The following is a 20,882-nucleotide window of genomic DNA, read 5'->3' on the forward strand; positions in this document are numbered from 1 at the left end:
GATGTACCCGCTCGTCTATATCGTGCGCCACGGCCAGACGGCGTGGAACGCCGAGGCCCGGCTGCAGGGGCAGGCCGATACCGACCTCAACGAGCTTGGCCGCGAGCAGGCTAGCCGCAACGGGCGTAGGCTGGCCGAACTCATCGACAAGCCCGAAGATTTCGACTTTGTCGCCAGCCCGATGCGGCGCACGCGCGAGACGATGGAGCGCCTGCGCGCGGCGATGAAGCTCGATCCGCACACCTATCGTACCGAGCCGCTGCTCGTAGAATTGAGCTTTGGCGACTGGCAGGGTTTCACCTTTGCCGAACTCGAGGCGAACAATCCCGGTTCGACCAGGCAACGCCGCCTCGATAAATGGAATTTCCAGCCGCCCGGCGAGGGCGCCGAAAGCTATCAGATGCTGCTCGAACGGGTGAAGCCGTGGTTCGACGCGCTTGATCGCCAGACGGTCTGCGTGACCCATGGTGGCGTCATGCGCGCGCTGTTCCGTTTCGTGCTGGGAATGCCCGAACAAGATGCGGTCAGCATGGAAGTGCCGCAGGACCGCCTGCTCAGGCTGGACGGCCGGCGCCTGGAGTGGCTTTGAGGGGTCAAACTCTTAACGATCAGCCCCTTCTCAGGCATTGAAGGCAAATGGGGACGATGCAAGGTGACCCGACCTCCAGGTGGCGAGCCCCGAATAGCCGCTTCGCGCCGCATTTCGGTCATAGGATCAGCTCGCCGCGTCCTGAAAGCAGACATCGCAAGCGAGGACTCCGGAGGTCGCGGTTGCGCCAAATGCATCGTTTGAGAACGACTCGGCAAATGACCGTTATGGGGGTTCAAGCGTATCCGGCGACGGTGCTTTTGGTCTTCAGCCATGCCGTCGTGTTGCCGCTGCGATATTTGCTGCCAAGTCGCTTCGACACTATGCCCTCAAGCCCCGCCTGGTCGACCAGATAGAAGATCGCGTTGGCCTCGCCGCCCGGCATCGTCTCGCTTGGGCTGGGTCAGACCGAGCAGGTTCTCCGCCGCACCTCGACGCCGAGGTCGCGCAGATCGTGGCCATTGCCGCGCCGCGCCGATTTTCTGGCGTGATAAGCCGCGCCCGACGCGGCGAATTCGTAACCCTACTCGGCGGCCGTCTCCGATGGCGCCTCTGCCGGCCCTGAAGGCTCGGCCTCGGCACGGGGCTTGCGCCGTGAAAACAGCGACCTGAGCGTGACGTAGAACACCGGCGTCAGGAACAGGCCGACGAAGGTGACGCCGAGCATGCCGAAGAACACCGCCGTGCCCAGCGACTGGCGCATTTCTGCGCCCGGGCCCGTTGCGATCACCAGCGGCACGACGCCGAGGATGAACGAGAAAGCGGTCATCAGGATCGGCCGCAGCCTGAGCCGGCAGGCTTCGACGGCAGCCTCGGCGGCCGACAGGCCGCGTTCCTGCGCCTGGCGCGCGAATTCGACGATCAGGATCGCGTTCTTGGCGGCAAGCCCGATCAGCACGATGAGCCCGATCTGCACGAGGATGTTGTTGTCCAGCCCTCGGAAAGACACGCCGAGCAACGCCGCGAGCACGCCGAGCGGCACCACCAGCACAATGGCGAACGGCAGCACCCAGCTTTCATATTGCGCCGCCAGCGCCAGGAACACGAACAGCACCGACAGTCCGAAGATATAGACAGCGGCATTGCCGGTGCTGCGCTCCTGATAGGCGAGCTCGGTCCATTCATAGGAGGTACCGGCCGGCAGCGTCTTTGCCGTGATCCCTTCCATCAATGCCAGCGCGTCGCCCGTGGAAACGCCGGGCGCGGCGTTGCCCTGCAGCGGCACCGAGACGTACATGTTGTAGCGCTGGACCAGCGCCGGGCCGGTGACGTCGCGGATCTCGATCAACGTGCCGAGCGGAACCAGCGCGCCGGTCGCCGAGCGCACCTTCAGTTTCAAGATGTCGGCGCGATCGAGGCGGAACGCCTGGTCGGCCTGCGCCCGCACCTGGTAGACGCGCCCGAAAGCGTTGAAGTCGTTGACGTAGGCTGTGCCCAAATTGATCGACAGCGTCTCGAAGATGTTGGGGATCGGCACGTTCAGGATGCGCGCCTTGTCGCGATCGATCGCCAGGAAGAACTGCGGGCTCGACGCGGAGAACGTGGTGAACACGCCCGTCAGCCCCGGCGTCTTGTTGGCCTTGCCGGCGATTTCGTTGGCAAGCGCCAGGATCTGCCGCATGTCGGCGCTGTTACGCTCCTGGATCTGCAGCTTGAAGCCGCCGGCATTGCCGACGCCGCGGATCGGCGGCGGCGGCAGTGCGATAATGAAGGCTTCCTTGATGCTTTGCAGGCTGCCGAACAGATTGCCGATGACCTGGGTCGCCGACTGGCCGGCTTTCAGTCGCTCGTCAAAGGGCTTGAACCTGGCGAAGATCACGCCCGCGTTGCTGGCGTTGGTGAAAGTCGCGCCGGAGAAGCCGGCGAAGGCGACTGCGTAGTCGACGCCTGGCGTTTTCTGGATGATCTGCGACGCCTGCTGGATGACCCCATCGGTCCTCGACAGCGAGGCGCCGTCCGGCAACTGGACGACGACGATCGCATAGCCCTGGTCGAGCGACGGAATGAAACCGCGCGGCACCGCCTGCACCATGTAGACCGTGGCGTAGATGAGGCCCGCGAAAACGGCCAGCATGGCGGCGATCGTTATCCACGAGCCGACCAGCACGCGGATGATACTCGAATACCAGTGGGCGACCCTGTCGAAGCCGCGATTGAAGCCATCGGCGAGCGCCCGTCCGAACCGCGCCAGGAAAAAGCGCGGCGGCGCCGCCGCGGCGTGGTGCGGCTTGAACAGCAGTGCGGCCAGCGCTGGCGAAAGCGTCAGCGAATTGAATGCGGAGATCGCCGTCGACACCGCGATGGTGATCGCAAACTGCAGGTAGAACTGCCCAGAAATGCCGGGGATGAAGGCTGTCGGTACGAACACGGCTATCAGCACCAGCGAGATCGCGATGACCGCCGTTCCGACTTCGTCCATGGTCAGGTGCGACGCCGGATTGGGCGCCAGCCCTCCGGCGATATTGCGCTCGACGTTCTCGACCACGACGATCGCATCGTCGACAACGATGCCGATCGCCAGAACGAGGCCGAACAGCGTCAGCATGTTGAGCGAGAAGCCGGCAGCGTAAAGCACCGCCAGCGTGCCGATCAGGGACACGGGGATCGCCACAATCGGCACGATCGCCATGCGCCACGATTGCAGGAAGACGATGATGACGATGATGACCAGCAGCATCGCCTCGAGGATCGTCTTGTAGACCTCCTGGATCGACTCGGCGACGAACTCGGTCGGATTGTAGACGATGTCGTAGCTCAACCCCTTCGGGAAGTCGCGGGAAAGCTCCTTCATCTTGTCCTGGATCTCCGCGGCTGCGGCGAGCGCATTGGTGCCCGGCCGCTGGAAGATGGCGAGCGCCACCGCCGGTTTGCCGTTGAGATAGGAGTTGGTGACGTAATCCTTGGCGCCGAGCTCGATGCGCGCCACGTCCTGCAGCGAGATCAGGCGGCCGTCGTCGGTCGATTTGACGATCACGTATCGGAAGTCGCGTGCGTCGTTGAAGCGCCCTTGCGTGGTGACCGTGTACTGGAACGCCGTGCCGGTGCTGGTCGGCGGCGCGCCGATCGAGCCGCCCGACACCTGGACGTTCTGGTCGCGCAGCGCCTGCACCACATCGCCCGAGGTCATCCCCAGGGCGGACAGTTTTTCCGGATCGAGCCAGATGCGCAGCGAATATTCGCGTTCGCCGAAGATGATGAGGTCGCCGACGCCGTCGAGTCTGAGCAGTATGTCGCGCACCCGCGAGCGGGCGTAGTTCGAGACGTAGAGCTGGTCGTAGGTATTGTCGGGCGACAGCATGTGCACGACCATCATCAGGTCGGGCGAGGTCTTGGTGGTGGTGATGCCGAGGCGGCGGACTTCTTCGGGCAGGCGCGGCTCGGCGACCGACACGCGGTTCTGTACCAGCACCTGCGCCTGGTCGAGATCGGTGCCCAGCTTGAAGGTGATGGTCAGCGCCATCGCCCCGTCGCCCGACGAATAGGACGACATGTAGAGCATGCCCTCGACGCCGTTGATCTCCTGCTCGATCGGCGTTGCCACCGTCGCTGCGACCGTCTCGGCGTCGGCGCCCGGATACTGCGCGCGAACGACGATGGTCGGCGGCGCGATCTCGGGATATTGCGCGACCGGCAGCTGGGTATAAGCAATCCCGCCGAGGATCAGCAGGACGATCGAAACGACCGATGCGAAGATCGGACGGTCGACGAAGAAATGTGCGAACCTCATTGCTGCAACCCGGCGGTCTCGGCCCTGGGCGGCAACGTCACCATCTCGACCTTCACCTTGGTGCCGGGCCTGGCGTGCATCAGCCCGTTGACGATGATCGTCTCGTCGCCGGTCAGGCCCCCGCGGATCACCCGGTAGCCGTCGAGAAGCGGGCCGGTGCGCACGGGCTTCGCCGACACCATCCCGGCCTCATCCACCAGGAACACGATGCGGCGATCCTGATCGGCGCCGATCGCCTCGTCGGGCACCAGCACGCCGCTATGCGGCAGCGACCCCGGCACGTTGATGCGCCCGAACATGCCTGGCTGGAGAATGCCGTCGGCGTTGGGAAACCTTGCACGCACCCGCATGGTGCCGGTCGCGTTGTCGATCCGGTTCTCGGCAAAATCGAGCTTGCCTTTGAATACCGCCTCCGCGCGGTCGGCGACGCGAACCACCACATCGAGCCCGCCGGCGCCTTCCTGCATGCTGCCGCCACGCTCCTTCGCGTCGCGGGCGTAGCTGAAATACAGGCGCTCGTCGACGTCGAAATAGAAGTCGATCGGATCGCGCGTAACGATGGTCGTCAGTAAGGTGGAATCCGGCTGCACGAGGTTGCCGACCGACACCAGCCGGCGGTCGATGCGGCCGGACAAGGGCGCCTTGATCTCGGTGAATTCCATGTTCAGGCTGGCCGTCGTCAGCGCAGCCGTCGCGCCCTGCATCTGCGCCTGCGCCGAAAGGTATTCCCGCCGGCGGTCGTCGACCGTCGCCGTGGAGATATTGCCGGTCTTGGCGAGTTCGTCGGCACGATCCAGCTGCATCTTGGAGAATTCGAGCAGACTCTTGGCGACGTCCACTTGCGATTTGGCGGCATCATAAGCCGCCTGGTACGGACGCTGGTCGATGGTGAAGAGCAGGTCGCCCTTGTTGACCAGTGCGCCGTCCTGGAAGCTGATTTTGTCCAGATAGCCGCTGACGCGCGAACGGATGGCGACCTGGTCGACGGCTTCGAAGCGCCCGACGAACTCGTCGTCTTCGATGATTTCACGGACCACCGGCTTGGCCACCGTCACCACGGGAAGCTGCTGGTCCTGCGCAAACGCAGTGCTGCTGAAAGCCATGCCGAGCAGGAATGCCGCCGACATGGCAGCACGGGCAAGCCAGCTGGCCGATCGACGGGGTCGCCCGCCCGCGTCGCGATGCAATTGGCCATTCTCTGGGGTGTCCATTTGCGTCCTCGCTCGCTGGACCGGAGGTCGGTTGATCCGCTTCTACGCTCAGGCTTCTCGTCGCACTGCAGTGTTGTGCATGGCAACATGATCATTTTCCATGTGAGCTGAAATGTCCACCCTGTGGCTGCCCGCCACCGGGCTAAAGTCAGTCGCGAATTAAGGGATTCAGGATTCCTTTGATGGACGGCTTATGATTCATATTGGTCGAAGGAGACCGATATGGGCATTACCACGCCGGCCGGATTCAAATGGACTGCAACACTGCGGCATCGAGCAGTGGTTGACATATCCTCCCGCTGCAGCCGTTGTTCCGCGTCGCTCATTGAAGACGATACATCGACACAAAGAACCAGTTCGAGATCCACCGAGGAAACCTGCTCCGCCGTGGCCGACAGCGACGTTGTCAGGCTCACCCGCCAGAGCGAATAGCACGCCTGTGCCCGTTCGGGTTTTTCGGACCAACGAAGCGTGGAATGAAGGACATCATCTCGGCGCGTCCATCCGGTTGGTCAAACGGGAGGATGCTACGGCGGCAATTGCACTCGGCGTCAGCCGTGAAACCGCGCGCACCCGGCTCAAAGCGGTATTCGCCAGAACCAACACACACCGTCAAGCGGAACTCGCCACGCTCGTCACCCGCCTTCGGCCACACGCATGATGACCGATTGGTAGGAGCGTATCACGGCCGGAAGCGTCAAGAGGCAGGTGCCAGCGCAAGGCGCCAACGCGGCGCCGCAGTTGTTTTCAGGCAAGGGCAAGCAACGTCGTTGCGGCCAAGATGGGGCGAAGAACGAAACCGCTGCGCGGCATGGGTCGGTCGGAAAGACTCTACTCGGTCGATCCGGTGTCCGGCAGTTCCATGTCGGTGACGACGTTCTCGCCATTGGTCACGTCATAGGCGAGGACGATGTCCATGCCCGGCTTCAGCGCATCGAGGTCGGTTTCGGCGTTCAGCTTGTACGACTTGCCGTCGTCAAGCGTCAGCGTCAGCGCATCCTTGTCGACCTTCTTGATCAGGCCTTCGGTCTGGCCGGCGAAGGCGGCGGTGGAAATCAACAGCGTGGCGGCAACAGCGCCAATCAGGATACGCATCATCGTCCTCTTTAATCATTGCCGGTACAGCGGCTCGGTCCAACGGAACGGAACTGAGCAGAAACCAATCGAATGTGTCAAAACTAAATCCGCCGGATCACAGTTTGACCACTGTGGAAAACGCCAATAGAAGGCAAGCTGCAGCGCAGCGCGTCCTCCTGGACGCGCAAAGAACGCTGTAGCAGTTTTGATTTTGTGCATGATCCGTTCCGAAGATCGCTCCGATTTTCGGGGTCATGCGCTGAGCCGGCTTCGACGCCGGCAGGGCTGGTTCCATGTCGCACAACACGTTCGGTCATCTTTTCCGCGTCACCACCTGGGGCGAAAGCCATGGGCCGGCGCTGGGCTGCGTCGTCGACGGCTGTCCGCCAGGCATCCGCTTCACTCGCGACGAGATCCAGGCCGAGCTTGACAAGCGCCGCCCCGGCCAGTCACGTTTTGTGACGCAGCGTCGCGAACCGGATGAGGTCAAGGTCCTGTCCGGCTTCATTCTCGATGAGGACGGTGAGACGATGATCACCACCGGCACGCCGGTGTCGATGCTGATCGAGAATGTCGACCAGCGCTCCAAGGATTATGGCGACATCGCGCGTCAGTTCCGGCCGGGCCATGCCGATTACACTTACGAGGTCAAATACGGCCTGCGCGATTACCGCGGCGGCGGCCGCTCCTCGGCGCGTGAGACGGCGGCGCGGGTGGCGGCCGGGGCGCTTGCCCGCAAGGTCGTGCCCGGCATGGTGGTACGCGGCGCGCTGGTGTCGATGGGCGAAAAATCGATCGATCGCGCCAATTGGAACTGGAATTTCGTCGGCGACGCCGAAAACCCGTTCTTCACTCCCGATCCGGCGTCGGTCGCCGTCTTCACCAAATATCTGGACGGCATCCGCAAGGCGGGCTCCTCGGTCGGTGCGGTCATCGAGATCGTCGCCGACGGCGTGCCGGCGGGGCTTGGCGCGCCGATTTATGCCAAGCTCGACCAGGATATCGCCGCCGGCCTGATGTCGATCAACGCCGTCAAGGGTGTCGAGATCGGCAACGGTTTCGAGGCCGCCCGCATCACCGGCGAGGAGAATGCCGATGAGATGCGCATGGGCAATGACGGCAAGCCGGTCTTCCTGTCCAACAATGCCGGCGGCATCCTCGGCGGCATCTCGACCGGCCAGGCGATCATCGCACGCTTTGCCGTCAAGCCGACTTCGTCGATCCTGACGCCGCGAAAGTCGATCGACAAGGACGGCAATGACGTCGAGATCATGACCAAGGGCCGGCACGATCCATGCGTCGGCATCCGCGCCGTGCCGATCGGCGAGGCGATGGTTGCCTGCGCCATTGCCGATCATTATCTGCGTCATCGGGGACAGACAGGTAGGGGAGTAGGGGAGTAGGGCAGTACGGGAGTAGGTTATGCAGCTCCCGCGACAGCATTTTTTCCTTTTCCCTACTCCCGTACTGCCCTACTCCCCTATTCCCTGCGAGCGAAGCGAGCACTTATGCCTTACGACCAGAAGAAGATCGTTGAAGCCCTGCGCGCCTTCGAGCGCGGCGAGATCGTCGTCGTCATGGACGATGACGGGCGCGAGAACGAGGGTGACCTGATCGTCGCCGCCGTCCATTGCACGCCGGAAAAGATGGCATTCATCGTGCGCAACACGTCAGGCATTGTCTGCACGCCGATGCCGCGCGAGGAAGCCAAGCGGCTCAACCTGTCGCCGATGGTGGCCGACAATGATTCTGCCCACACCACTGCCTTTACCGTCAGCGTCGACTTCAAGCACGGCACCACGACTGGCATTTCGGCGGACGACCGCACGCTGACGGTGCGCAATCTCGCCAATGGCAATGTCGGCGCGTCCGATTTCGTGCGCCCCGGCCACATCTTTCCGCTGATCGCGCGCGAAGGCGGCGTGCTGATGCGTTCGGGCCATACCGAAGCCGCAGTCGACCTCTGCAAGCTCGCCGGCCTGCCGCCGGTCGGCGTCATTTCCGAGCTGGTCAATGATGACGGCACAGTCATGCGCGGCCCGCAGGTGCAGGCCTTCGCCGAAAAGCACGGGTTGAAGCAAATCTCGGTCGCTGACCTCATCGCCTACCGGCAACGCAAGGAAACGCTGGTCGAACGCGTCGCCTGTTCCGACATCGAGACGCCCGGCGGCAAGGCGCAGGTCTTCACCTATACGCTGCCCTGGGATTCCATGCATCACGTGGCGGTCGTCTTCGGCGACATCCGCGACGGCGTCGAGGTGCCGGTGCGCCTTCATTCTGAGGACGTGGTGAGTGACGTCTTCGGCATCAGCCACAGGCTGGATGCCATCATGAAGGCGATGGGCGAGCGCAAGCGCGGCGTCATTGTCTATCTGCGTGAAGGCTCGGTCGGCGTCGCCCATCAGGAACGCAAGCGGCCGGCTGCCGGCGACCGCGAAGATCATGAAGAGGCGCGCCGTCGCGAAAACGAATGGCGTGAGATCGGCCTCGGCGCGCAAATTCTCAAGGATCTCGGCATTTCCTCGATCAATCTGATCGCCTCGCGCGAGCGCCATTATGTCGGTCTCGAAGGTTTTGGCATCCACATCGCCAAGACCGAGATTCTTTAGGCCATTCTCACGATGCTGGTATACGTCCGGCCCCGCCTCGGGACCGGACGCACCGGAAACTATTCCGCAGCGACCGCGGCTGCGTCGCATGCAGCCATGTCGCAGTCCGGCGCGGCAAGGCTGCGCTGGCCGGCGAGCACGATGACCAGCGCGATTGTGCCCGATGCCACCGATACCCAGAACCCGTTCTGCGCGCCGAAAGCGTCCACCACCCAGCCGGCGGCGAACGAGCCGAGCGCCATGCCGATGCCGATGCCGGTCATCACCCAGGTCACACCCTCGGTCAGCACCGCCTCGGGCACGCGCCGCTCGATCAGGCCGAATGCCGTGATGAAGGTCGGCGAGATCGCCACGCCGCTGACGAAGACGGCCAGTGCCAGCAGCGGCACAGTGTCGGCGACGAGCAGCGGCAGCGTGGTAAGCGCAATGATGGCGATTGCGATAGCAAGCTGAATTTGCAGCGGCACTTTCAGGTTCAGGGCGCCGATGATGATGCCGACGACGAACGATCCGAGCGCGTAGACGCCGATGACGAAGCTGGCCGCGCCCGGCTGGCCAAGCTCCTTGGTGATCGCCACGGTACTCACCTCCGTGGTGGCGAAGGTCGCGCCGATGAAGATCAGGGCCAAGGTGATGATCTGGACCGGCCGGAGGCGGATTGCCGAGCCGCCTGAACCATGTTCCACCGGTCGGGCTCGCGGTTCGGTCGAGCGCTGCAGGACGAAGGCCGTCGAACCGAAGGCGAGGAACAATGTGCTCGCGATCACTCCCGCTTCCGGGAAAAGCGCGACGCTCAGCCCCACCGACAGCGATGCGCCGGCGATGTAGACCAGCTCGTCCGCCGCCGACTCGAAGGCGAACGCCGTGTTCAACTCGGGACGGTTGCGAAAAATCTCCGTCCAGCGCGCGCGCACCATTGCCGGGATACTGGGCATGACGGCGGCGAGCAGCGCCGAGACGAATAGCGTCCATATCGGCCAATGCTGATTGGCCGCCGCAATCAGGATCGCGAAAGCGAGCGTGGAAATCACGGTGGTCGGCACCACGATCCGCGTCTGGCCGAGGCGGTCCACCAGTCGCGATACCTGCGGGGCGACGAAAGCGTTGGCCAGCGCATATGTCGCGGAGACGGCGCCGGCCAGCCAGTATTCGCCATCGGTCTGTGACAGCATGGCGACGATCCCGATCGGAGCCATGGCCATCGGCAGCCGGGCAACGAAGCCGGCGGCGGCAAAGCCCTTGGCGCCGGGCGCGCGAAAGATCTGCGAATAGGGATTTTGCATGGTCTGGCTCCTCGACAACGGCCGGTTCGGCGATTACATACGTAGCGTATGAGTTTAAATAGATCATACGCGGCGTATGTCAATTGGCATACGAAGCGTATGTTAATAGGGCCAGAGCATGCACAGACCACGCAAGGAGATGATTGCCGAGACCCGCGCCAAACTGATTGCCGCGGCGCGCCAGGCCTTCGGCACGCTCGGCTATGCCGAAGCCTCGATGGATGACTTCACGGCATCGGCCGGGCTGACGCGCGGTGCGCTCTATCACCATTTCGGCGACAAGAAGGGCCTTCTCCAGGCGGTCATCGCCGAGATCGACGCCGAAATGTCGGCCCGGCTGAAGGTCGTTTCGGCCAAGCCGGACAATCTCTGGCAGGGCTTTGTCGACGAATGCACCGCCTATATCGAGATGGCGCTGGAGCCCGAGATCCAGCGTATCGTGCTTCGTGACGGGCCGGCAGTGCTCGGCGATCCATCGCAATGGCCAAGCCAGAGCACATGCATCCGTTCGATGACAGAGAGCCTGCAAAGACTGCGCGACGAGGGGACAATTCTCGCCGTCGATCCCGAAGCCGCGGCAAGGCTGGTCAGCGGCGCCTCGCTGCATGCGGCGCAGTGGATCGCAAATTCGAACGATCCCGAAGCGACATCGAAGAAGGCAGTGAAGGCGTTCAAGGTTCTTCTGGAAGGACTGCTCAATCGCACCGGCAGGCTGCATCAACCTGATCGACCGTCGGCGATACAGCCCGAGGTTGACCGATCACCGGCCTGAGGTCATCTTTTCGCCAATGTCAGACAGCTCGATCCAGCCGAGGCCGGCCGCGTAAACCCTGTTGAACATCGCACCAGCGAGACGCGAAAACATGGCCAAAGCGGTAAGGCGCGCCTATATCGGGGGCATGGTCACGAGACTTTACACCCATCCGATTTTCCTCGAGCACATAACCCCGCCCGGTCATCCGGAGCGGCCGGACCGTCTGCGCGCCATAGAGCGTGTGCTTGACGACGAGGCCTTCGCGGCGCTCGATCGCGTCCAGGCGCCTGAAGGCGACGAGGCAACCATCCTTTACGCGCATCCGCCCGAATTCGCCGAACGTGTCCGCGCAGCGATACCGGACACCGGCATCGCCCGTATCGACGCCGACACCACCGCCAGCCCAAAGAGCTGGCAGGCGGCCGTGACCGCGATCGGCGCTGCCAACGCCGCTGTCGACGACGTCTTCACCGGCCGTGCCGACAACGTCTTCGTCGCCGCGCGGCCGCCCGGCCATCATGCCGAAAAGACCACCTCGATGGGTTTTTGCCTGTTCAACACCGCGGCGATCGCGGCACGCTACGCGCAGAAGAAGCATGGCGCCGACCGCGTCGCCGTCGTCGACTGGGATGTGCATCACGGCAACGGTACGCAGGACATCTTCTGGGACGATCCGTCAGTGCTCTATTGCTCGACACACCAGATGCCGCTTTACCCGGGAACCGGGGCCGCGAGCGAAACCGGCGCCGGCAACATCGTCAACGCGCCGCTGGCGCCGCAGAGCGGCAGCGACAGTTTCCGCGACGCCTTTCTGTCGCGCATCCTGCCGGCGCTCGACAATTTTGCGCCCGACCTCATCATCATCTCCGCCGGTTTCGACGCCCACCACCGCGATCCGCTGGCCGAGATCAACCTGACCGAGGATGATTTCGACTGGGCGACCGGCCAGTTGCTCGAACGCGCCGGACGCCATAGCGGCAACCGGCTCGTCAGCCTGCTCGAGGGCGGCTACGATCTGCAGGGATTGGCATTTTCAGTCGCCGCCCATGTTGGGCGGCTGATGAAGGGATAGACGATGGCTGGTGAGACCAACGAGGACGTTAAGGCGATGAGCTTCGAGCAGGCGCTCGAGGCGCTGGAGAGGATCGTCGACGATCTGGAGCGCGGCGACGTGCCGCTCGACCAGTCGATCCGCATTTATGAGCGCGGCGAGGCGCTGAAGGCGCATTGCGACCGGCTGCTGAAAGCGGCCGAGGACAAGGTCGAGAAAATCAGGCTGTCGCGCGACGGTAAGCCGGTGGGGACAGAGCCGCTGGATGCGGATTGAGGCACGGCCTCGAACGACAATTGTGCTTACCGGCTTTGGACATCATCACGATTGAGGATAAAACTCATACCGTTTGAAACGGCTCCAGGACGAGAGGAGATTGCGAACGATGTGCAGAAACATCAAAACCCTGTTCAATTTCGATCCGCCGGCAACCAATGACGAGGTCCGCGATGCGGCGCTCCAGTTTGTCCGCAAGCTGAGCGGAACGACGCGGCCGTCGAAACAGAACCAGCATGCGTTCGACCATGCCGTCGAGGCCATCGCCGCCTCGGCGCGCGAATTGCTCGACAGCCTCGAGACGACACAGCATCCGCGCAATCGCGAAGAGGTGGCGGCCAAGGCGAAGGCCAAATCTGCACTTCGCTTCGCCTGAGGGGACCGCGTGAGCTTCTTTCCCGGAAACGATCCGCAGATGGGCGATGCCTTCGCCAGCGATCAGATCGAACTGATGGTCATTCCGAACGCCAAGGACATCGGCGGATTTCAGGTTCGCCGCGCCTTGCCGACGGCCAGGCGCCGGCTGGTCGGACCCTTCATCTTCTTCGACCGCATGGGTCCGGCGGTTCTGCGGGCCGGCCAGGCGCTCGACGTCCGTCCGCATCCACATATCGGCCTGTCGACGGTGACTTACCTATTCGACGGCAAGATCAGGCACCGCGATTCGCTCGGCACCGAGATGGTGATCCAACCCGGCGATGTGAATTTGATGACCGCCGGCCGTGGCATCGTCCATTCGGAGCGCACGCCGGAAGAATTGCGCGGCGCGCCGATGTCGGTTTCTGGCCTGCAAACATGGCTGGCGCTGCCGGACGGCAAGGAGGAGGTCGCGCCGGTCTTCCAAAACACCGCGGCCCTGCGCCTGCCCGAAATCGACGCCGAGGGGGTTAGCGGTCGTATCGTCATCGGTGCGTTTTCCGGACTGCGCTCCCCGGTCGCCACCGCTTCGGACACGCTTTATGCCGATCTCAGGCTGGCGCCGGGTGCCAGCGTGAAGATCCCGGCCGATGCCGAGGAGCGCGCCATCTATACGCTGGAAGGCGAGGTTTCGATATCCGGTGACCGCTTCCCGGCCGAGCGGCTGCTGGTTTTCCGGCCTGGCGATGAGGTCGTTGTTTCATCGGAGGGCGGCGCCCATTTCATGCTGTTTGGCGGCGCTTCGCTCGGTTCGAAACGTTATATCTGGTGGAATTTCGTATCGTCCTCAAAGGAACGCATCGAGCAGGCGAAAGAAGAATGGAAGACAGGCCGCTTCGATATCGTTCCTGGAGACGAGCAAGAGTTCATCCCACTGCCCGAAAGCTGATGCGCGTTACCGCCACATTTACATTCGCCGGCCAGCGGCATATTTCACGATGAACAGAAAATCTGACCAGGCTCGCAAACAGTGAACGCAAAGCCCGATACGCCGCTTCTCGACAAGGTCCGCGTCCCAGCCGATTTGCGCACGCTTGCCGAAGGCGACCTGCCGCAGCTGGCGTCAGAGCTTCGCGCCGAACTGATCGACGTCGTCTCGCACACCGGCGGGCATCTCGGCGCCGGCCTTGGCGTCGTTGAACTGACCGTCGCGCTGCACTACGTGTTCAACACGCCGGACGACCGGCTGATCTGGGACGTCGGCCACCAGGCCTATCCGCACAAGATTCTGACTGGCCGCCGCGACCGCATCCGCACGCTGCGGCAGGAGGGCGGCCTGTCCGGCTTCACGCGTCGCGTCGAGAGTGAATACGATCCGTTCGGCGCAGCCCACTCCTCGACCTCGATTTCAGCCGGCCTCGGCATGGCCATGGCGCGCGATCTGTCCGATGGCCGCAACAATGTCATTGCCGTTATTGGCGACGGCGCCATGTCGGCCGGCATGGCCTATGAGGCGATGAACAATGCCGGCGCACTCGATGCCCGGCTAATCGTCATCTTGAACGACAACGATATGTCGATCGCTCCGCCGACCGGTGCGATGAGCGCCTATCTGGCGCGGCTCGCCTCAGGCAAGACCTATCTTGGGTTGCGCGATTTCGGCAAGAAGCTGACGTCCTATCTCGGCGAGCGCGCCGATCGCGCCATCAAGCGCGCGGTCGAGCATGCGCGCGGTTACGTCACCGGTGGCACGCTGTTCGAGGAAATGGGGTTCTACCACATCGGCCCGATCGACGGTCACAACCTCGAGCACCTGATCCCGGTGCTGAAGAACGTCCGCGACAATGCCGACGGCCCGGTGTTGATCCACGTCGTGACCCAGAAAGGCAAGGGCTATGCCCCGGCCGAGGCGGCCGCCGACAAATATCACGGCGTCAACAAATTTGACGTCATTACCGGCGCCCAGGCCAAGGCGCCCGCCAATGCGCCGAGCTACACCAAGGTGTTTGCCGAAAGCCTGATCCAGGAGGCCCGAGAGGACGACCGCATCGTCGCCATCACCGCCGCCATGCCGAACGGCACCGGGCTTGATCTGTTCGGCGAAGCGTTTCCGGCGAGGACCTTCGATGTCGGCATTGCCGAGCAGCATGCGGTGACCTTCGCCGCCGGTCTTGCCACGGAAGGCTTCAAGCCTTTCGCTGCGATCTACTCGACCTTCCTCCAGCGCGCCTACGACCAGGTCGTCCACGACGTGGCAATCCAGAAATTGCCGGTGCGCTTTCCGATCGATCGCGCCGGCTTCGTCGGCGCCGATGGTGCCACCCATTGCGGCGCCTTCGACACGACCTTCCTGGCGACGCTGCCCGGTTTCGTCGTCATGGCGGCGGCCGATGAGGCCGAACTGCGCCACATGGTACGCACCGCTGCAAGCTACGATGACGGCCCGATCGCCTTCCGCTACCCGCGCGGTAACGGCGTTGGTGTCGAGATGCCGCAACGCGGCTCGGTGTTGGAGATCGGCAAGGGCCGGATCGTCAGGGAGGGCACCAAGGTAGCGCTGCTTTCCTTCGGCACCAGGCTGCAGGATTGCCTGGCCGCGGCCGAGGAGCTCGGCGCGGCAGGGCTTTCTACCACGGTCGCCGATGCCCGTTTTGCCAAGCCGCTCGACGAAGATCTGATCCGGCGGCTGGCCCGTTCGCACGAGATACTGGTGACGGTGGAAGAGGGCGCGGTCGGCGGCTTCGCCAGCCATGTGCTGCAGTTCCTGGCCCATGAAGGGCTGCTGGAAAGCGGCTTGAAGGTGCGCCCGCTGGTGCTGCCCGACGCTTTCGTCGACCATGCCAAGCCGGAAAAGATGTATGCCGACGCCGGGCTGGACAGCGCCGGCATCGTGCGCACCGTGTTCGTGGCGCTGGGGCACACAGCGCAGGCCCAGCGCGCCTAGCTTGGACGCATTCCGGCGACGCCGAAGCGATTCAACTTTGCTGCAAGATGCTAGTCTGAATCAAAATCTCAACTGCTTGAATCAAATCGCCGGCGGACGGTCGTAACATGCTGTTTACGCAGCCGTTTGGCGATTTGCTTACCGTGTTCTTTGGCCGTTCTTCAACGCTGCCCTGCTAGAAAGCGACCGGCAGGGGAATGAAGACCAATGAGATCGCTTTTGGGCGGCATCGCGCTAATGGCAATCTTCGCCGCGTCGGCCGCGGCCGAAACGCGCTACGACCGCAAACTCGAAAAGGCGGTGATGGGCATCGTCGCCGGCAAGATCGGCGAAATCCGTGGCGGCTTTTCCGACACGCAGGCGCCGCAATTCGTCGTCTGCCCCGACACCTTGCCGAAGGCGTCCATTTCCATTGACCGGCCGCGCACGCAGGTGTCCGGCGACAGCAGCGACGGTCTGACGCCGGCCGTCGAGCGGCGGGTTTCGCGGATCATATTCTAAAGCATGATCCCGAAGAGACGCTAGAAACTAGAACCACATATCCCGCACACAGCGACCATCTCTCGGTAAATCCTCGAATGTATCGAGACCATCGAAATGGTCGATCGGGAGATCGGCGACAGCCTCGGGCGGCGCAAGCCTCACATTGACGGCGATACGGTAGCGACCGGCGGCATCGGCATGCAGACCGCGCCATGCAAGGACGCAAGCGCAGGTTGGACAGAAGAGAATCTCAAGCGAAGGATGGGCCTTTCCGACGCGCGTATAGGCGCTTACAGGCCCCGCAAGGCGGATTCGTTCGTCGACATAGTCGTAAGCCCAGAGCGTGCCGTAGCGACGGCAAAGTGTGCAATTGCAGGCAGTGATCGAACCGGGATCGCCCTCCAGGGTCCAGTGGGCTGCGCCGCAGTGGCAGGTTCCCGTCAGCATGTTCCTCCTCCACGTTTCGACGGCTAAACGGCATCTCCTTCTTAGCATTGCGTCGGGTCTCGTGCGAGGTTCGACAAACAGCGCTGCGGCTGATGAGTTCACCCGCTTTTCCAACTATGCCTTCTCTCATCGCCAATATCCTTGCCATCATCGTTGGCTTTCGCCATGAAGGCCGATGACTTCCCTTCCGCCAGCCAGCATACGCCAGCGGCTCGACGAATTGCTCGTCCAGCGCGGTCTGTTTGCCAGCCGCTCGCGTGCCCGCGACGCGGTCGAGCGCGGCACCGTGACGGTCGACGGCATCGTCGCCCTCAAGCCGGGCCAGGCCGTTCTGCCTGAGTGCAACATCGTCGTTGACGATCCGGCGCAAGGTTACGTGTCGCGCGCTGCACTGAAGCTGAAGGCTGGTCTCGACCATTTCGCGCTCGACCCAACCGGCAGCGAAGCGCTCGATGTCGGCGCCTCGACCGGCGGCTTCACGCAGGTGCTGCTCGAACGCGGCGCGGCGCATGTCACGGCGATCGATGTCGGGCACGGCCAGATGCACTCCGACATTGCCGGCGATCCGCGCGTGACGGTAATTGAAGGCCTGAATGCGCGCGAACTGACTACCGCCGATCTCGGCGGCCGTGTGCCGGATTTCATCGTCTCGGATGTCAGCTTCATCTCGCTGAAACTGGCGCTCCCGCCGGCGCTTGCCTTGGCCAGGAACGGCGCAAAAGCTGTGTTTCTGGTCAAGCCGCAATTCGAGGCCGGCCGCGAGGCGATCGGCAAGGGCGGCCTGCTGAAGGACCCCTATGATGCGGCGCGCATTGCCGGCCTGATGCAGGACTGGCTCGACACCATTGCCGGCTGGCGCTCGCTGGGGCTGCATCTGTCGCCGATAGAGGGCGGCGACGGCAACCGCGAGTTCCTGCTCGGCGGCATCAAGGACACCGAGACCCAGAAGCGATGAGCACCCGTTTCACGATCGCAAAATTGGGCTCGCAGGGCGACGGCATCGCCGAGACGGAAACCGGCGAGGTTTTCATTCCGTTCGCGCTGCCGGGAGAGGTCGTCACCGCCGCGCGGGAGAAAGATCGCGCTACCTTGATGTCGGTGCTTGAGGCTTCGCCGCTGCGGGTCGATCCGCCGTGCCGGCATTTCGGCGCGTGCGGCGGCTGCGCCGTCCAACATCTCGAGACTGAAGCCTATCACCAGTGGAAGCGCGAAAAGGTAGTGCATGCGCTGAAGAGCAAGGGCATCGCTTGCGATGTCGGCGCGCTGGTGCCGTGCGCGCCGCACACGCGCCGCCGCGTCGTCTTCACCGCCCGGCGGAGCGAGGCGGGAATGCAGTTCGGCTTCGTTCGCGCGCTGTCGTCCGAAATCATCTCCATCGAGGAGTGCCCGATCTCGGCGCCGCAGATCGTCGCTGCGCTCGACCGTTTGAGGATGCTTGCCGGACTGATCAGCACCACGACCAAATCGTTCCACATGGCGGTGACGGTAACCGGTTCCGGCCTCGATGTCGCGGTTCACGATTCCGGTAAGCTCGGCGAGAACCAGCGCCGCGTCGCCTCCAACTTCATCATCGCCGAGGGGCTAGCCAGGCTGTCGGTCGACGGCGAGATCATTATCGAACCAAAGAAACCGGTCGTCCTGTTTGGTGGCGTCGCCGTTGCAGTGCCTCCGGGCGCTTTCCTGCAGGCGACCGAGGCCGCCGAACAAGCGATGGCCGGCATTGTCGGCCAGCATCTCGCGCGTGCCAAAAAGGTCGCCGATCTCTTCGCCGGCTGCGGCAGCTTCGCACTGCGCCTGGCCGCAAGATCGGAAGTTCACGCGGTGGAAGGCGATGCGGCAGCACTCGCGGCGCTCGACCGGGCATTCCGTTTCGCCAGCGGCCTGAAGCGGGTGACCGGCGAACGTCGCGACTTGTTCCGGCGGCCGCTCACATCCAAGGAGTTGAATGCCTTTGACGGCGTTGTCTTCGACCCGCCTCGCGCCGGCGCCGAGGACCAGTCGAAGCAGATCGCGCGCTCCGACGTGCCGCTCGTCGCCGCGGTGTCCTGCAATCCGGTAACGCTGGCGCGGGACCTACGCATTCTCATGGACGGCGGCTACGCCCTGAAGAGCGTGACGCCGATCGACCAGTTCCTGTGGTCGCCGCATGTCGAGGCCGTGGCGCTGTTGGAGAAGCCGAGGCGAAGGCGCTAGCAGCATTTATGGGCGTGAAATGCGCACCAACAAAGCGCATTTGAACGTGCGTTGTTCAAAATGTGCTAGGAAATTGCAATGAGCACCAAAGCCTTTGAGATTTCGGCGTCGCGCTTCGGCGAGGAGCGGGCGCCGTTTCTCTCGCCAAGGCGGGTCGCTGAACTGCTAGGGGTCAATATGACAGAACTGGCGGGGCTGACCGGTCTCGCGCGCAACACGCTTGCCGCCAAATCCGGTGCGCGCAAGGTCGACGCCGCATTGAGTCCCATCGTCCGTATCCTGGCGACGGCCGGCGAGATGGTCGGTGATGAACATCGTGCGGCGATCTGGTTCAAGCATCAGCCGATCCCCGGTTGGGCCGGAAAGACCGCCTACGATCTGGTTCGCGAAGGTAAGACGGACAAGGTGCTTGCCTATCTGGAGGCAGTCCGCTCCGGCATCTATGCCTGAAACCAGGCTGACCCTGTGGCGCGCTTTTGTGCCGGGCTGGGCCCATCTGCCGCTTTCCGGTGACGGCGCGGCCCGCTTCGGCGGCCGCTGGAATCCGATTGGCGCGCTTTTGTCCAGCACCCGGCGCCGATTGCACGATTGAAGCTGTCAGGCGCCCGGCTGGCCGACCTGACAGACGCCGATACGCTGGTGCAGCTTGGTGTAGCGGCGGGCATTCACCGATGCGAATGGCGTGACATCGTGGATAGAGGCTGTGTGCTCGAGACGCATCAGCTGAGAGACCGCTTGCTTGGCGACGGGCTGCACGGCGTGATCTACCCGTCCTTCATGTCGCCCGGCGGCACATGCGTCGCGCTGTGGCGCTGGAACGAAAACGATGCTCCGCGTCTTGAAATCATCGATCCCGACCATCGCCTGCCGAAAACACCGGCTTCATGGCTTTAGGGCAATTCGAGCCGCGGCGAGCACACCCGCCTCCATCTCTTCCAACGTCTTCGGCCTGCCTCTGTGGGCAGGGATCCAAACACGTCCTCTGGCCGCGTTAGGGGCAAGACTGGAACAGGCAGTATGACTTGATCGTCGGTCGAACTGGTGACTTCTAGCTGTTCTCCGCCGACCATCACAATTTCCTCTCCCGACATAACAAAGATGCTGATCGCGCGCTGAATTCAAGGCTGCATAACCAGACGGTGCTAGCCTGCGCCTGAAAGGACGCGCTCGACGAAGGCAGGCACCACTTGTGTCGCCGGCCCTTCCATCTGCTCGTCGAAACGGGAGGCCCAGCCGGCGCATTTCAGATTGAGTTCGGCTGTTACGGCTCCGGCCGCGCGTGCCTCCTCCACGAAACCTGCTGCCGGGTAGACACTGCCGCTGGTGCCGATGGCCACGAACAGGTCGCAGCGCGTCAGCGCCTCGCCGATCTCCTCCATGCGGTAAGGCATTTCGCCGAACCAGACCACGTCAGGCCTCAATTGACCTTTTGCGCCACACGCTGGACAGGCCGAATGGGCAGCGATGTCGTCGGCCCAGGCGCTGCTTTGCCCGCAGCCCAGGCAAAGGGCATGGTCCAGTTCTCCATGCATATGGATCAGTTTGCGCGAACCGGCGCGCTCATGCAGGTCGTCGATATTCTGCGTGACGACGAGGACGTCGCCTGGGAATTTCTGCTCGAGCTTGGCCAGCGCGGCGTGCGCCGCATTTGGCTCGACGCTGCCCATCTGCCGCCGGCGCATATTGTAGAAATCCTGCACCTTTACGGGATCGCGCGCAAAACCTTGCGGCGTGGCCACGTCCTGCAGGTCGTATTTCGCCCAGACCCCGTCGGGATCCCGGAACGTGGCGACGCCCGACTCCGCCGAAATGCCGGCGCCTGTCAGGATGACGATTTTGGCTTTGGACATGGTCGAAGACACCGGCATCCGGAAACATCAT

General features: G+C 63.3%; 22 protein-coding genes and 1 pseudogene. 14 read left to right on the top strand and 9 right to left on the bottom strand.

The features are described from left to right. The first annotated feature begins 1 nt into the window (after window position 1). Entirely contained in the window at window positions 2-589 is a 588-nt protein-coding gene (locus NKJ46_RS01505) for a histidine phosphatase family protein (protein WP_352660962.1), read from the top strand. A gap of 235 nt (window positions 590-824) precedes the next feature. On the opposite strand, the gene NKJ46_RS01510 is transcribed toward NKJ46_RS01505, so the two are convergent. From NKJ46_RS01510 to NKJ46_RS01535, 6 genes are all read right to left on the bottom strand, one after another. Then, complete coding sequence (locus NKJ46_RS01510) at window positions 825-974, bottom strand: DNA ligase-like domain-containing protein (protein WP_352660965.1); 150 nt, start codon at window positions 972-974, stop codon at window positions 825-827. 138 nt (window positions 975-1,112) lie between these two features. Continuing rightward, on the bottom strand, window positions 1,113-4,316 hold the full coding sequence (locus NKJ46_RS01515) for an efflux RND transporter permease subunit (RefSeq protein WP_352660968.1): 3,204 nt from the start codon (window positions 4,314-4,316) through the stop codon (window positions 1,113-1,115). Beyond that, window positions 4,313-5,443: an efflux RND transporter periplasmic adaptor subunit gene (locus NKJ46_RS01520; protein ID WP_292661581.1), complete on the bottom strand. Its 1,131-nt coding sequence runs from the start codon at window positions 5,441-5,443 to the stop codon at window positions 4,313-4,315. The genes NKJ46_RS01515 and NKJ46_RS01520 overlap by 4 nt, the downstream gene beginning before the upstream one ends. Before the next feature lie 275 nt (window positions 5,444-5,718). Continuing rightward, complete coding sequence (locus NKJ46_RS01525) at window positions 5,719-5,943, bottom strand: DUF1194 domain-containing protein (RefSeq protein ID WP_352660971.1); 225 nt, start codon at window positions 5,941-5,943, stop codon at window positions 5,719-5,721. 415 nt (window positions 5,944-6,358) lie between these two features. Next, window positions 6,359-6,622 carry a DUF1344 domain-containing protein gene (locus NKJ46_RS01530; protein ID WP_023716902.1) on the bottom strand — a complete coding sequence of 88 codons (264 nt, stop codon included), beginning with the start codon at window positions 6,620-6,622 and terminating at the stop codon, window positions 6,359-6,361. Window positions 6,623-6,637: 15 nt separating this feature from the next. Next, window positions 6,638-6,823, bottom strand: coding sequence for a hypothetical protein (locus tag NKJ46_RS01535; protein ID WP_352660974.1), 186 nt, complete (start codon window positions 6,821-6,823; stop codon window positions 6,638-6,640). 74 nt (window positions 6,824-6,897) lie between these two features. On the opposite strand from NKJ46_RS01535, the gene aroC reads away from it, so the two are divergent. Next, window positions 6,898-8,007 (top strand): chorismate synthase, encoded by a 1,110-nt coding sequence (gene aroC / locus NKJ46_RS01540; protein WP_352660977.1) that lies wholly within the window; start codon window positions 6,898-6,900, stop codon window positions 8,005-8,007. Between the two features lie 105 nt (window positions 8,008-8,112). After that, entirely contained in the window at window positions 8,113-9,213 is a 1,101-nt protein-coding gene (ribB, locus tag NKJ46_RS01545; RefSeq protein ID WP_352660979.1) for a 3,4-dihydroxy-2-butanone-4-phosphate synthase, read from the top strand. Between the two features lie 59 nt (window positions 9,214-9,272). Here ribB and NKJ46_RS01550 read toward each other — a convergent pair whose 3' ends face one another. Next, window positions 9,273-10,496 carry an MFS transporter gene (locus tag NKJ46_RS01550; RefSeq protein ID WP_352660982.1) on the bottom strand — a complete coding sequence of 408 codons (1,224 nt, stop codon included), beginning with the start codon at window positions 10,494-10,496 and terminating at the stop codon, window positions 9,273-9,275. A gap of 118 nt (window positions 10,497-10,614) precedes the next feature. On the opposite strand from NKJ46_RS01550, the gene NKJ46_RS01555 reads away from it, so the two are divergent. The 7 genes from NKJ46_RS01555 (at window position 10,615) to NKJ46_RS01585 (ending at window position 16,379) form a co-directional block, all read left to right on the top strand. Continuing rightward, on the top strand, window positions 10,615-11,268 hold the full coding sequence (locus NKJ46_RS01555) for a TetR/AcrR family transcriptional regulator (RefSeq protein ID WP_352660984.1): 654 nt from the start codon (window positions 10,615-10,617) through the stop codon (window positions 11,266-11,268). Window positions 11,269-11,395: 127 nt separating this feature from the next. Next, window positions 11,396-12,322, top strand: coding sequence for a histone deacetylase family protein (locus tag NKJ46_RS01560; RefSeq protein WP_352661335.1), 927 nt, complete (start codon window positions 11,396-11,398; stop codon window positions 12,320-12,322). Between the two features lie 3 nt (window positions 12,323-12,325). Then, on the top strand, window positions 12,326-12,577 hold the full coding sequence (locus NKJ46_RS01565; protein WP_031211056.1) for an exodeoxyribonuclease VII small subunit: 252 nt from the start codon (window positions 12,326-12,328) through the stop codon (window positions 12,575-12,577). A gap of 109 nt (window positions 12,578-12,686) precedes the next feature. Next, a complete protein-coding gene (locus tag NKJ46_RS01570; protein ID WP_023716908.1) occupies window positions 12,687-12,953 on the top strand; it encodes a DUF2277 domain-containing protein in 267 nt (88 codons plus the stop codon). 9 nt (window positions 12,954-12,962) lie between these two features. Continuing rightward, a complete protein-coding gene (locus NKJ46_RS01575) occupies window positions 12,963-13,883 on the top strand; it encodes a pirin family protein (protein ID WP_352660986.1) in 921 nt (306 codons plus the stop codon). A gap of 81 nt (window positions 13,884-13,964) precedes the next feature. Beyond that, entirely contained in the window at window positions 13,965-15,878 is a 1,914-nt protein-coding gene (gene dxs, locus NKJ46_RS01580) for a 1-deoxy-D-xylulose-5-phosphate synthase (protein WP_352516531.1), read from the top strand. 207 nt (window positions 15,879-16,085) lie between these two features. Then, entirely contained in the window at window positions 16,086-16,379 is a 294-nt protein-coding gene (locus NKJ46_RS01585) for a hypothetical protein (protein WP_352660988.1), read from the top strand. Window positions 16,380-16,406: 27 nt separating this feature from the next. Here the strand turns inward: NKJ46_RS01585 and NKJ46_RS01590 are convergent, their stop codons facing one another. Further along, window positions 16,407-16,808, bottom strand: a complete 402-nt coding sequence (locus NKJ46_RS01590) for a GFA family protein (protein ID WP_352660991.1) — start codon at window positions 16,806-16,808, stop codon at window positions 16,407-16,409. A 175-nt stretch (window positions 16,809-16,983) separates the two neighbouring features. Here NKJ46_RS01590 and NKJ46_RS01595 point away from each other — a divergent pair, with 175 nt between their 5' ends. The 4 genes and pseudogenes from NKJ46_RS01595 to NKJ46_RS01610 all read left to right on the top strand — a co-directional run bounded on the left by NKJ46_RS01595 (window position 16,984) and on the right by NKJ46_RS01610 (window position 19,895). After that, entirely contained in the window at window positions 16,984-17,763 is a 780-nt protein-coding gene (locus NKJ46_RS01595) for a TlyA family RNA methyltransferase (RefSeq protein ID WP_352660994.1), read from the top strand. Continuing rightward, on the top strand, window positions 17,760-19,001 hold the full coding sequence (locus NKJ46_RS01600; protein ID WP_352660997.1) for a class I SAM-dependent RNA methyltransferase: 1,242 nt from the start codon (window positions 17,760-17,762) through the stop codon (window positions 18,999-19,001). Before NKJ46_RS01595 ends, NKJ46_RS01600 begins: the two co-directional genes overlap by 4 nt. Before the next feature lie 78 nt (window positions 19,002-19,079). Continuing rightward, complete coding sequence (locus tag NKJ46_RS01605) at window positions 19,080-19,451, top strand: antitoxin Xre/MbcA/ParS toxin-binding domain-containing protein (protein WP_352660999.1); 372 nt, start codon at window positions 19,080-19,082, stop codon at window positions 19,449-19,451. Beyond that, a pseudogene (locus NKJ46_RS01610) lies at window positions 19,417-19,895 on the top strand (RES family NAD+ phosphorylase). Before NKJ46_RS01605 ends, NKJ46_RS01610 begins: the two are co-directional and overlap by 35 nt. A gap of 248 nt (window positions 19,896-20,143) precedes the next feature. Here NKJ46_RS01610 and NKJ46_RS01615 read toward each other — a convergent pair. Next, complete coding sequence (locus NKJ46_RS01615; protein ID WP_352661002.1) at window positions 20,144-20,851, bottom strand: NAD-dependent deacylase; 708 nt, start codon at window positions 20,849-20,851, stop codon at window positions 20,144-20,146. Between the last annotated feature and the right edge of the window lie 31 nt (window positions 20,852-20,882).

Origin of the sequence: Mesorhizobium sp. M0166, from assembly GCF_040322255.1 — a bacterium.
Taxonomy (GTDB): Bacteria; Pseudomonadota; Alphaproteobacteria; order Rhizobiales; family Rhizobiaceae; genus Mesorhizobium.